Origin of the sequence: Orrella marina (assembly GCF_003058465.1) — a bacterium.
GTDB classification, from domain to species: Bacteria; Pseudomonadota; Gammaproteobacteria; order Burkholderiales; family Burkholderiaceae_B; genus Algicoccus; species Algicoccus marinus.
Window position 1 is genome coordinate 1,924,703 of the sequence record NZ_CP028901.1, and the last position, 12,659, is coordinate 1,937,361.

The 12,659-nt window shown below is 54.5% G+C and carries 11 protein-coding genes; 4 read left to right on the top strand and 7 right to left on the bottom strand.

The genetic code is table 11. The annotated features are described in order from the left end of the window. Positions 1-18: 18 nt before the first annotated feature. Together DBV39_RS08615 and DBV39_RS08620 are read right to left on the bottom strand one after the other, a co-directional pair. Positions 19-720, bottom strand: coding sequence for a CoA transferase subunit A (locus DBV39_RS08615; RefSeq protein WP_108621186.1), 702 nt, complete (start codon positions 718-720; stop codon positions 19-21). Between the two features lie 260 nt (positions 721-980). Next, on the bottom strand, positions 981-1,427 hold the full coding sequence (locus DBV39_RS08620) for an acyl-CoA thioesterase (protein WP_159078880.1): 447 nt from the start codon (positions 1,425-1,427) through the stop codon (positions 981-983). A gap of 250 nt (positions 1,428-1,677) precedes the next feature. On the opposite strand from DBV39_RS08620, the gene DBV39_RS08625 reads away from it, so the two are divergent. Genes DBV39_RS08625 through DBV39_RS08635 form a run of 3 tightly spaced genes read left to right on the top strand, consistent with a single transcriptional unit; the run spans position 1,678 to position 4,629 of the window. Continuing rightward, positions 1,678-3,324 (top strand): electron transfer flavoprotein-ubiquinone oxidoreductase, encoded by a 1,647-nt coding sequence (locus tag DBV39_RS08625; RefSeq protein WP_193853056.1) that lies wholly within the window; start codon positions 1,678-1,680, stop codon positions 3,322-3,324. 31 nt (positions 3,325-3,355) lie between these two features. After that, positions 3,356-4,291 carry an alpha/beta hydrolase gene (locus DBV39_RS08630; protein WP_108621188.1) on the top strand — a complete coding sequence of 312 codons (936 nt, stop codon included), beginning with the start codon at positions 3,356-3,358 and terminating at the stop codon, positions 4,289-4,291. A gap of 47 nt (positions 4,292-4,338) precedes the next feature. Further along, positions 4,339-4,629: a cupin domain-containing protein gene (locus tag DBV39_RS08635; protein WP_108621189.1), complete on the top strand. Its 291-nt coding sequence runs from the start codon at positions 4,339-4,341 to the stop codon at positions 4,627-4,629. Between the two features lie 130 nt (positions 4,630-4,759). On the opposite strand, the gene acs is transcribed toward DBV39_RS08635, so the two are convergent. Together acs and DBV39_RS08645 are read right to left on the bottom strand one after the other, a co-directional pair. Beyond that, a complete protein-coding gene (gene acs / locus DBV39_RS08640; RefSeq protein ID WP_108621190.1) occupies positions 4,760-6,739 on the bottom strand; it encodes an acetate--CoA ligase in 1,980 nt (659 codons plus the stop codon). A gap of 162 nt (positions 6,740-6,901) precedes the next feature. After that, entirely contained in the window at positions 6,902-8,788 is a 1,887-nt protein-coding gene (locus DBV39_RS08645; RefSeq protein WP_108621191.1) for a propionate--CoA ligase, read from the bottom strand. Between the two features lie 487 nt (positions 8,789-9,275). Between DBV39_RS08645 and DBV39_RS08650 the strand changes: the two genes are divergently transcribed. Further along, positions 9,276-9,857, top strand: a complete 582-nt coding sequence (locus tag DBV39_RS08650) for a C40 family peptidase (protein ID WP_108621192.1) — start codon at positions 9,276-9,278, stop codon at positions 9,855-9,857. Between the two features lie 84 nt (positions 9,858-9,941). Here DBV39_RS08650 and DBV39_RS08655 read toward each other — a convergent pair whose 3' ends face one another. The 3 genes from DBV39_RS08655 to lptF all read right to left on the bottom strand — a co-directional run bounded on the left by DBV39_RS08655 (position 9,942) and on the right by lptF (position 12,604). Beyond that, positions 9,942-10,262 (bottom strand): DUF2325 domain-containing protein, encoded by a 321-nt coding sequence (locus tag DBV39_RS08655; protein ID WP_108621193.1) that lies wholly within the window; start codon positions 10,260-10,262, stop codon positions 9,942-9,944. A gap of 64 nt (positions 10,263-10,326) precedes the next feature. After that, positions 10,327-11,280, bottom strand: coding sequence for a CysB family HTH-type transcriptional regulator (locus DBV39_RS08660; protein ID WP_108621194.1), 954 nt, complete (start codon positions 11,278-11,280; stop codon positions 10,327-10,329). A gap of 187 nt (positions 11,281-11,467) precedes the next feature. After that, the gene (lptF, locus tag DBV39_RS08665) at positions 11,468-12,604 is read right to left on the bottom strand and encodes an LPS export ABC transporter permease LptF (RefSeq protein WP_108621195.1); all 1,137 of its coding nucleotides are present in this window, start codon (positions 12,602-12,604) and stop codon (positions 11,468-11,470) included. Between the last annotated feature and the right edge of the window lie 55 nt (positions 12,605-12,659).

Genomic DNA, 12,659 nt, shown 5'->3' on the forward strand with positions numbered 1-12,659 from the left:
TGTATTTGCTCCTCTGTCTTACTTGCTCGGGCGAACCGTTCGCTTTTCGATCCGCTTCTCCGGGTTCGGATTGACCACGATCCTCTGGACGTAAATGCCCGGAAGATGGATATGATCCGGATCCAGTTCACCGTTCTCTACAATCTTCTCGACTTCGACCACCGAAATCTTGCCCGCCATTGCCACGTTGGGGTTGAAGTTCCTGGCAGTCTTGTTGTAGACCAGATTGCCACTGCGATCTGCAATGTAGGCCTTGGACAGCGACACATCAGGAACCAGAGATCTTTCCATGACGTAGGTTTCCCCGTCAAACTCCTGGGTAGGCTTGCCCTCTGCAATCAGTGTACCGACTCCGGTTTTTGTGAAAAAAGCAGGGATACCGCAACCTCCTGCGCGCAAGCGCTCGGCAAGTGTTCCCTGGGGATTGAACTCAAGCTCAAGCTCTCCTGCGAGGTACTGACGCTCAAACTCCTTGTTCTCTCCCACGTAAGACGCGATCATCTTCTTGATTTGCCGCGTCTCAAGCAACATACCCAGCCCAAAACCGTCCACACCAGCGTTATTGCTGATACAAGTAAGGTCTTTCACACCAGAATCCCGTAGCGCTTCAATGAGTGCCTCAGGAATTCCGCACAAACCAAATCCTCCTACCGCTATCAGCTGTCCGTCACTCACAATACCGTTGAGTGCCTCTGCTGCACTGCCAAACACCTTGTTCATTCAGTGACCTCCCAAAAAAACTCGAGCCAGATCTCTATATGTACCTGAATGGTCAGCCACACGCCAGCTTTTACCAGACGCGTGACACCAGTTGATAGAGGAACCAAAGGATCTGGACAGATTATTCCTTAGTGTAGCGTGACCGCCAGACGGCCACCTAATAAAACTGATCCATGCAAACCCGCACATCCCTGCCGGATCTCGCCATCATATGGATTTGCGATCGCGCATGGCTCGCGGCCAGACTGCCACATGTGCACTCAACTGTCAGCGACGGCGGGCTGCGTGACGGACCCAAGTCGCTCAAGAACGCCGTCTGGCCAGGGCGTTGACTGCCCGGTATGACGGTTGACCAGCACCATGACCGCGCGTCCTGTTGCACGAAACTGTCCTGGAGGATCCCCTTGAACGCTCATCTCGACCCGGTGATCAAAGCTCGTGCGCCCCACCCTGTCAGTAATCAGGCGCATTTTCACTGTTGCAGGGTAGGTGATGGCCTTCTTGAAGTCGCAGGAACAATGCGCCACGACAAAGCCCAGATCCGGAAAATCTCGCACGCCGGACTGATCCATCAACATGACACGTGCCTGCTCCATGTACTGAAAGTACTTGGCATTATTCAGGTGCTGCATCATGTCCGAATCGGCCCACCGCATCTCGATATCAATCTCGAATGTGTCACCTGGTTGCAATCGGCGCTGACTCATTGTCCCTCCTTTGGTTGTTTGCATGACTGCTGGCCTGGCTGTTTCGGGAAACCGGGGTGTATGTGTTCGCGGCACTCCGTTTCATATGTATCCACATTCCCGGATCGACTCCCGTCACATCCCCTCTTCTGACCCGTCAATCACTTTGCGAAAGATGTGCTTAAAAAGAAAGCAAGCCCGGAACACCGACACAGAGCGGGTCCGTGCAATACAATCGGGCGATTGTATTGCTAAGAACGGAGACATCGCGATGACCGAAAGAGAATCAATGGAATATGACGTGGTAATCGTCGGTGCCGGCCCAGCCGGTCTGGCAACTGCCATTCGTCTGAAGCAGCTGGCCGCGCAAAAGGATCAGGAAATCTCCGTCTGTGTTCTGGAGAAGGGCGCTGAAGTTGGAGCACACATCCTGTCTGGTGCGGTCATGGACCCTGGCGCATTGACCGAACTGATCCCCGACTGGAAAGAGAAAGGCGCGCCTCTTGATACACCCGTCACCGAAGACAAGTTTCTGTTTCTGACTGAAACGGGACAGCGCGAAACACCTCAGTGGTTGCTACCGCCCTGTTTCCATAACGTGGGTAACTATGTGATCAGCCTCGGTCAGGTTACCCGCTGGCTCGGAGAACAGGCAGAAGCACTGGAAGTAGAAGTGTTTCCTGGATTTGCCGCCGCAGAAGTCCTGTACGGTGAGAAGGGAGAAGTCATCGGGGTCGCAACGGGCGATATGGGTGTGGGACGAGATGGCGAACAGACACCGCACTACCAGCCCGGGATGGCGCTGCTTGGCAGATACACTATTTTTGCGGAAGGTGCACGCGGACAGCTTGGTCGCGAGCTGATTGCCAAGTATCAGCTCGACAAAGGCCGTGATCCACAAAGCTATGGAATCGGGATCAAGGAACTCTGGGAAATTGATCCGGCCAAGTCCAAGCCCGGACTAGTCGTGCACACTGCAGGCTGGCCACTTGACTCCGACACCTACGGCGGCTCCTTCCTCTATCACCTCAAAGACAATCTGGTTGCTGTCGGCATGGTAGTCGGTCTGGACTATGCCAACCCATGGCTCTCGCCGTTTGAAGAATTTCAGCGCTACAAGACCCACCCTGCCATCAGGGGCACTTTTGAGGGTGGCAAGCGGATTGCCTATGGCGCACGTGCCATCACCGCAGGTGGACTGCTGTCTCTGCCTAAGCTGGTCTTCCCGGGCGGTGCACTAGTGGGATGTGAAGCCGGGTTCCTGAATGCCTCGCGCATCAAAGGCAGTCACGCGGCAATCAAGTCCGGCATGATGGCTGCGGAAGCAGCATTTGACGCGCTTACTGCGCAGCGCAATCATGACGAATTGAGCGCCTACCCAGCGGCCTTCGAACAATCCTGGTTACATGCCGAGCTGAACAAGGCACGTAACTTCAAGCAGTGGTTCAAGAAGGGACGGACCATGGGCACGCTCATGACCGGCATCGAACAATGGCTACTACGTGGCAACATCCCCTGGACCATCCATCGTGACAAGCCAGATCATGCCAACCTGAAACCGGCGGACCAGTGCGTCAAGATAGATTACCCCAAGCCTGACGGCAAGCTGACCTTTGATCGACTCAGTTCTGTGTTCATATCCAACACGAATCATGAGGAGAATCAACCGATTCACCTCACGCTCAAAGATACAAGTGTCCCTGTCCAGGTCAACCTGACCAAATATGCGGGTCCCGAGCAGCGCTACTGTCCTGCTGGCGTATACGAGTTCATCAAGGACGACGACGGTCAGGACAAGCTCCAGATCAACGCCCAGAACTGTGTTCACTGCAAGACCTGTGACATCAAGGACCCCACTCAGAACATCGTCTGGGTTACTCCTCAAGGCGGGGAAGGCCCGGTCTACACCAATATGTAACATTCAATAATCTGACTCTGATGGAGGCAATATGATCGACCCTCAGGCACAAGCCCTGATGGACACCCTGGCTCAGCAGGGGGTTGCCTCTGTCAGTCAGGTCGGTCCCGAACTGGCTCGCCAGGCTTACCTGGTACGAAAAAGCATTTCACAACCTGATCCGGTCGAAGTCGGACATGTTCAGGACTTCGCGGTGCCCGTCAAGGATGCTGACATCCGTGTTCGTCTATACAAACCAAGTACATGTATCGAGTCTCCCTGTGGTCTGACGGTATATTTTCATGGTGGCGGGTTTGTGATTGGATCCATCGAAACGCACGACACATTGTGCCGTCAACTGTGCGAGTACTCCGGACATGCCGTGTTGTCGGTTGACTATCGACTGGCACCTGAACACCCTTTCCCGGCAGCATTCGATGATTCACTCGAAGCCACTCGCTGGGCACACTCAAATGCGCAGATGCTGGGCATTGATCCGGCACGCATCGCTGTAGCGGGCGACAGCGCCGGCGGTCAGCTGGCGGCTGTTGTGGCAATGGCTTTACGTGACGACACAACAGTCCGGCTCGCATTCCAGCTGCTCATTTATCCAATCACTGACGCGATGATGAGTCACCCGTCGATCAGACACAACGGCACCGGTTACATGCTCACCGAGGCAACGTTGCAAGCGTACTACAGCCACTATTGGCCCGACCCTTCGTCCAGGCAGGACTGGCGCGCGTCCCCCCTGCTTGCGAAGGATCTTTCCGGGCTACCCGCAGCATTTGTACTAACCGCCGGATTTGATCCGCTGCACGATGAAGGGCTGGCTTATGCGGACAGGTTGTCAAGAAGCGGCGTCCCGACTCAGTATCTGTGCTTCGAAAGGCAAATTCACGGATTTTTGCCAATGGGACGTGTGATTGACGAGGCCAACCTCGCGGTCGGTGTTTGTGCTCTTGCCCTCAAGAATGCGCTGAACTGACAATCCACCCAGCCACACCATCCGGCGTGGCTCCTCAGGAGAAAACTTTGAGCAATCAACGTCCTCAAGCGACCCCGACTGTACAGATTGATGATGAACGGGTTATCGTCACCGAATGGCACTTCAAACCCGGCGCAGAAACGGGCTGGCACACGCACGGGCACGACTACGTCGTGGTTCCGACCACGGATGGTGAACTACTGCTCGAGACTGAGAACGGTCCGGTCAATGCCCAGCTCAAACTGGGTCAGTCATACACCCGCAAGGCAGGCGTTCGTCATAATGTGATCAACGCCGGTTCAGAGCCGCTGGTGTTTGTGGAAGTCGAATTGCGCTGACAGGACATTTCCATCACGTACGACCTGATGGCTGACCACGCCACTATCCGCCACATTGCTCCATTGAAATGGCCTGCCAGGCACCAGCACCTGACAGGCCATATTCAATTAACCGCCATGAGCCTGGATATCAGACCGCTTTGGTCAGTTGTTCCAGAATGGCAGGATTTTCCAGTGTCGAGACGTCTTGAGTCACTTCCTCGTTTTTGGCGACTATGCGCAGCAAACGCCGCATGATCTTGCCTGAGCGGGTCTTCGGGAGGTTATCTCCGAACCGGATCTCCTTAGGTTTGGCAATCGGTCCAATTTCCTTGGCAACCCAGTTACGGAGTTCCTTGGCGATTTCTACAGCCTCATCCCCCTGTGGTGCCGAACGCTTCAAGACCACAAAGGCCACGACCGCCTCGCCGGTCGTGGCATCCGGCCTGCCGACCACAGCTGCCTCTGCGACCAGCTCGTGAGACACCAGCGAAGACTCCACTTCCATCGTACCCAGGCGGTGCCCTGAAACGTTGAGGACATCATCGATGCGGCCCATGATCCAGAAGCAATCATCCTCGTCGCACTGCGCGCCATCACCTGCCAGATAATAGCCTTTCAATTCTTCCGGAAAGTAGCTTTTCTTGAACCGTTCCGGATCACCCCAGATAGTCCGGATCATCGAAGGCCAGGGACGCTTGATCACCAGAAAGCCGCCCTGGCCAGATGCCACATCCCCACCTACTTCGTCAACGATGGCAGCGGAAATTCCGGGCAAACGCGTCGTGCACGAACCGGGCTTCATCGGCGTAACACCAGGCAAAGGCGTGATCATATGTCCACCTGTCTCCGTCTGCCACCAGGTGTCCACAACAGGGCAGCGCTCCTGACCAACCTGGGTGTAATACCAGACCCACGCTTGAGGGTTGATAGGTTCCCCGACCGAACCGAGCAAACGCAAGCTCGACAGGTCGAACGACTTCGGGTGATAGCGCTCATCAGCCTCTGACGCCTTGATCAATGACCGGATTGCCGTTGGTGCGGTATAGAAAGTAGTCACCTTGTGACGCTGGATCATTTCCCAGAATCGACCGGCATTCGGGTAGGTGGGAACACCTTCAAAGACAACCTGAGTCATACCTGCGGCAAGCGGACCATACGTGATGTAGGTGTGCCCGGTCACCCAGCCAACGTCAGCGGTGCACCAGAAGACATCATCGTCCTTGGCATCGAACGTCCACTCCATGGTCATCTTGGCCCAAAGCAGGTACCCTGCACTACTGTGTTGCACACCCTTGGGTTTGCCAGTCGAACCTGATGTGTAGAGGATGAAAAGCGGGTGCTCTGCGTTCACCGCGACCGGCTCGCACAGTCCAGGCTGATCCTTGACCAGGTCGTGTAGCCAGACGTCACGCCTCTCGGTCCAGGCAATCTTGCCACTCGTACGCTGATAGACGACGCAGTGCCTGACACCTTCACACTGACCCATCCCGATCGCGTCATCGACGGCCGACTTGAGCGCAATGGCCTTGCCCCCACGCATCTGCTCATCGGCAGTAATGACCAGCGTTGCCCCAACATCCACAATCCGTTCGTGCAGACTCTTGGCAGAGAAGCCACCAAACACAACTGAATGGATAATCCCCAGACGTGCGCATGCCTGCATGCACGCGACCGCCTCGATCGACATCGGGAGATAAACAATGGCCCGATCTCCGGACTTGTAGCCGAGAGACCTCAAACCATTGGCAATCTCGCAAACTTTGACAAAAAGTTCGTGATAGGTGATCGAAGTCACCTTGCCGTCATCAGACTCGAAGATGATTGCAACTTTGTCGCCCAGGCCTCGCTCAATGTTGGATTCGAGGCAGTTTGCGGACACGTTAAGCTCACCGTCGGCAAACCAGCGATAAAACGGAGGATTGGACTCATCCAGCACCTGGGTGAAAGGCTTTTTCCAGTGTAGATGCTCGTTGGCCATCCGTGCCCAGAATGCTTCCGGATCACGGTCCGATTCATCAAGAAGTGCCTGATATTGTTCCTTGCCCGACACGTTCGCCTGTTTCACAAACTCCTCAGGCGGAGGAAACACTCTCGTCTCGACCAAGACGGATTGGATGGAATTCGACATGATGATGGGTCTCCTTGTCTGATCTGATGGTATGACTCTGGTTTATTCATTTGCTGCGCGCCATGACGGTTTGCATATTCACTGCCCTGTAGTAGGGTGCAGCGGTCCAGCTCCGTCCTGTTCGCGATTCCCCCTGCACGGAAAACATCACGAGCCGGTCACTCATGTATGTTTCTGAATCTGCTCCAGCGTAGCTGGATCTTCGATTGTGGTGAGATCACCAGGATCACGTCCCTCGCAAACTGCCACAATCGCTCGTCTGAGCACTTTGCCCGAACGGGTCTTCGGCAAGGCAGTCACGAACTGAATGGCTGCAGGTCGTGCCACTGCACCAAGCTGATCGTCAACCACCCTCATGATCTCCTTAGCCAGTGCAGGTTGCCCGGTTACGACATCAAATCGCTCAGGCTGTTTTAGCACAACGAAGGCAACTGCAACCTGCCCTTTCAGAGCGTCGCTAACGCCAACCACAGCACTTTCAGCGATCGCCGGATGACTGTTCACCGACTCTTCAATCTCTCGCGTACCCAGTCTGTGTCCCGCAACGTTGATCACATCGTCAGTGCGCCCAAGGATGAACCAGTAGCCGTCCTGGTCCACCAACCCCCAGTCGAAAGTCGAATAAACCTGACGTCCTGGAATGCTGGTGAAATATGTCTGAACAAAACGCTCATCATCCCCCCAAACCGTCGACATCGCACCTGGTGGCAAAGGCGGAAAAATGGCCACAACGCCCTTTTGCCCGGCACCAAGCTCTTGCCCAGTCTGCTCATCCAGAATCTTCACGTCATACCCGTAAACGGGAAAGGAGGGGCTGCCAAATCTGGTGGGGCGCTTCTCGATCCCGGGTTGAGCAGCCAGGATGGGCCATCCTGTTTCTGTCTGCCAGTAATTGTCAATGACGGGCTTTCCCAACCCTTGCGAAATCCACGTCGCCGTCGGCTCATCGAGCGGCTCCCCAGCCATGTATAGCGCACGCAGACTCGACAGATCGTATTTACCAAGCAGCTCGGGATCCTGCTTCTTGAGCACGCGAATCGCCGTCGGCGCGGAAAACATCACACTGACCTTGTAGTCTTGCACCAGCCTCCAGAGAATGCCACCGTCTGGCCTGACCGGGGTGCCTTCGTAAAGGATTGTTGCCATGCCCGCGATCAGTGGCCCATACACAATGTAGGAATGCCCGACCACCCAGCCAATATCACTGGTGCAAAGAAAGGTTTCGCCCGGATGTCCGTCATATATGTATTCCATGGAAGTCGCGAGCGCGACCGCATATCCTCCGGTGTCACGCTGGACACCCTTGGGTCGGCCTGTCGTGCCAGAGGTATAAAGAATGTAACTTGGCTGTGAAGACTCTAGCCAGGTTACGTCGACCGTTTGCCCAAGGTACTGTTCTCGTAGAGAGGCATAATCCTGATCCCGACCATCTACCCAGTTCATCTCATGCAAGCCCCTGTCCTCGATGATCACTGCCTTTGGTGGGCTGTTGCACAGACTGATCGCCTTATCCAGCAAAGGTTTGTAGGGTGTGACCTTGCCTGCCCGAGAACCAGCATCCGCACTGACGATGACTGTCGGCTGTGCATCATCGATTCTCTGAGCGAGATTCACGGAGGCAAACCCTCCGAACACCACTGAGTGAATAGCCCCTATGCGGGCACAGGCCAGCATCGCAAAAACTGCACTTGGGATCATGGGCATGTAGATCAGGACACGATCCCCTTCAGATACACCTTGCGCCTTAAGCATTGCCGCAAACGCATTAACCTCGCGAAAAAGATCTGACCGCGTGAACACGATCTCTTTGTTAACTTCGGTTGACACCCAGATCAGGGCTGCCTGATCCGCCTGAGTTTTAAGCCAGCGATCAACCGCGTTGTAACAAAGATTGGTTCGCCCACCAACAAACCACTTCGCAAATGGGGGATGATCAAACTCCAGAACCTTGTCATGCGGGCTCTCCCAGTGGATCCGGTGGGCTTGCTGCCCCCAGAATTCTTCGCGATTCTGGATTGAAAGCGCGTGCGTTTTCTCGAGCGTGGTCATACAAAGTCTCCCATTTGGTAGTGCTTTATACTAATATTCTGACGTAACTAGCTTTCGTGAGGCTTTCGTCTACCCGCTTTATAGGGTTCTCCCGGATGAAACTTCGCGATTTCGGAGTGATTCGTAGCAAGATATGCGCGGTATGATGCGAGTTGCGGGTTCTCTGATCAGTGCCTCCTTTTGCACGCAAGAGAGTGTCGCAATCCCGTAGTGATGGGCTTGGCTTCTAATTGAACCAACAAGCTTCGGGTCAGTTCGGATTTATCGCTGAGAGCTTCTTCCCGAACCTGGATATCGCCCTCTCGATTCATCTGGATGCTGCCCAACCGATCTGGTCAGCGTTGAAAAATTCCGTAGTGGTTTGATTGATCAGACTGGATTTTTCTCTCCTGAAACCTGCATGAATTTGCGGTTTCTGGCCGACACGACGAGCGCGATTTGCGCCGTACGATAACTGACGGAACTAGAAACATTGCGCCCGACTGACATGATTAGATGCAAAACAATTTCCCGACGATGGGTACTACCGGTCATCATGGTTGCCGCCGTTTTCATGAGCGGCTGCGCCACAAACTCTGGCGAACTTGCACAAGGCTGGCCAGGCTCGGACCGACCACGAACCACTGTGGACAGCACAACCACCGGTATTCTTGATCCGATTACCGCCATTGCAGCCGCTCAGCACCCATTGAGCAAACAAGCCCTCCAGCAAATCGGCATCCGCTATCGCTATGGCGGAACATCCCCGGACAATGGTTTTGACTGCAGCGGTCTGGTCCACTACTCGGCCATGGAATCACTGGGTTTGCGTTTACCTAGACGGTCAACCGAGATTGCAAGATCCGGTAAACCGGTCAAGCGTCAGGAACTTTCGGTTGGTGATCTGGTATTTTTCAACACGCTCGGCGCACGTTACTCGCACGTCGGCATCTACGTCGGAAGCAACATGTTCGTACATGCCCCATCCTCTGGCGGCGTGGTTCGACTTGAAAACATGACTGCACCGTACTGGAACAAGCGCTTTACAGGGGGTCGACGTATTGATCCCGTCATGATCGCCAATCGCTAATCCCCCAGGGACGCAGATCCCTGATCCCTGAGTTTGAACAGCCCCGCCTTTAACGCGACTGGTCTGTGTCTGACTGGCCCACGCTCATGCGCTTGCCTTTGCATGTGGGCATAAACCACATTGTTGCAATGCTTTCTGCATATCGCAGACTGAGCGCCTGCAGGCCATCACTTTTGCGCCTGAACGTTGTGCAGCCTGCCTGAAAGACTTCATGACATTGTGCCCCAGGAAATCCGTCAGCAAAATGACCAGCTCCGTGTCGCTAGGCAGCTGCATCGTACGTCTCTGGTGGGAAGGATCACGGCCGCTAACGTGATGAGTGATACGAATGTTGTGCGTACTGAGCAGATCGGGGATGTTTCCCAGACGGTCAGCACCGACGACAACTGCATTCAGAGTGGACATGAGGATGCTCCTTTAATGAAACATCCGTAATGATAATGATTCTTATTTAAATTGCAAATCAAATCTACCGTACATTTGTCATACCGGCACTACCGATCTGTTGTTTGATTTCTGATTCGTCCAGATCTGGAGCCATCATGCCGATGAAGGTGTAAACATAGTCACGCAGGAACTCCCCTGCCTTGACCGCGACACGCGTGGTCTGCCGGCCAAACAGGTGTCCTGCGGGAATGCTGCACAAATGATCATCCTGCAGTGGATCGTACGCCATCGACGCGATGATACCGATTCCGAGATCCACGTCCACGTAAGTCTTGATGACATCCGCATCAACTGCAGCCAGCACGATATCCGGCGACAGACCTGCCTGCGCAAAGGCATCATCAATGTTGCGCCTGCCCGAAAACGCAGGATCATAAGTCACGATTGGATACTCAGCCAGATCGCTCAGGCTGATCACCCCCTTTCGGGAGTAAGTTTCAATTAGCGGGTGCTCTGGTTTACAGACGACCGAGTGCTCCCAGTGGTAACAGGCGACGCTAGCCAGTCCGGGCGTCTGAGCCAGCGACTCGGTCGCAATCGCCACATCGGCGTCTCCGCTGAGCACCAATTCCGCCGACTGCGTGGGACTCCCCTCCGCGAGCGAAAGATGAACCTTGGGGAACTGTGCCCTGAATGCAGGAATGACCTTGGGAAGCGCATATCGGGCCTGCGTATGGGTACATGCGATGATAAGACTACCTTGATCACGTCGCGCGTACTCGTCACTTACCTTGCGCAGATTCTCGATTTCCCGATTGATACGCTCGACCACTTCAGCTACAGCCTGGCCGGGACGCGTCAACCCTTTTATCCGCTTTCCGTGCCGCTCGAATATCTGAACACCGAGTTCTTGTTCGAACTCCATGATCGCCTTGGACACCCCCGGCTGAGAGGTATAGAGACTTTTGGCAGCCTCGGTCAGATTGAAGTTTCGTCGGATCGTCTCACGCACAAAACGGAATTGCTGCAGGTTCATTCAAGTGCTCACAGATCAGGATGCGAGCAAGCATTATAAGTTATAAGGAAACAATTCCTTATAACTTATAATAATAAAATTAGAACAAAACATTAGAACCAAATATCAGTAACCTGGATGGAAGTACGACACCCGACTCTCGGCAATACAACTGCCTGCTGCCTGATGTAATTTTCACCAGCACGCTTTATTGCGGGACCGCTGGCGAACCTGTTCCATGACCGGGATCCTGCTTCGGCGCCTTGACCCGTAACCGCTGCCAGAAAAGAACGGCTGTGAGCATCAGGAACAAACCGTGCACAAGCCACACACCAAACTCGAACGGCAAGACTTCATTATTGATCCAGCCGTGTGATGCGTTGATTAAATTCATGTAAAGCAATGCGACCAGTCCGGCGATCAGCAGATCAAAAGACCGTCCAACACGTGGATTGACCGCACCAAGCGGGATGGCCAGCAACGCTAGGTTGATCGTGGCAATCGGAATGGCAAGTCTCCACATCAGCTGCCCATCGGAACGGCTGACATCATCCTGTACAAGTAAAAAGGTGGGTCGCCCCTTATGGTTCTGCAACGCCCGTTCACGTGCCTGTGCCAGCGTCTGTTCTGAGTCGCGCGATTCCAGGCGGAATCCGAATGCCTCGAAATCAGAAAGCCTGGACTCCAGGCCACCTGGTTGCAAATCATGCCGCATTCCCTCCCCCAGTACCAGAAACCGGTCGCCGTTCGGCGCAACCTCAGTCCTGGCGGAGCTCGCTGTCACGACGGAATGCCAAGGCTGCTCGATCAGTCTCGCAAACACATGGCCAAGCTGTTCCGGGTCTTCCTCTGAGGGTTCCACAAACACAACACGGGCGCCTGCGTCGAGCTCATGAAACTGACCGGAGGTGATACGAGAAATATCCGAGCGCAGTTCAAACCTGGCCCGGTAATCCTCAATCTGGCGGTGCGACCAAGGGGACGCAAACAGTGTCAGCGCACCCACCAGTACAGAAACCGGCAAAGCCAGTCGCAGGACAGGTCGAACCCAGTCCGCTAGCGACAGTCCGCTTGAAAACCAAACCACCATTTCGCTTTCGCGATAGCTGCGTGATACCGTTGTCAGAACACCGATAAAAACCGAAACCGCAATCACAGTGGGCAATGCGGCAATGGTCGTGAGCGCGGCCAGGCCCATGACGACGTTTGCACCGATGCTGCCGGCGGCGGCTTCACCGAGCAGACGGACCAGCACAATGCTCAGCCAGATCACAATCAGCGTAGAAAACACCACGCTCGCGTTACTGGCAGCTTCTGAAACGACGGAGCGCTTGAATAAGGACATGGAGACTTTATTGCGGGATAATGCAGTATCCCGTTTGATTGACCAAGTAGCGATA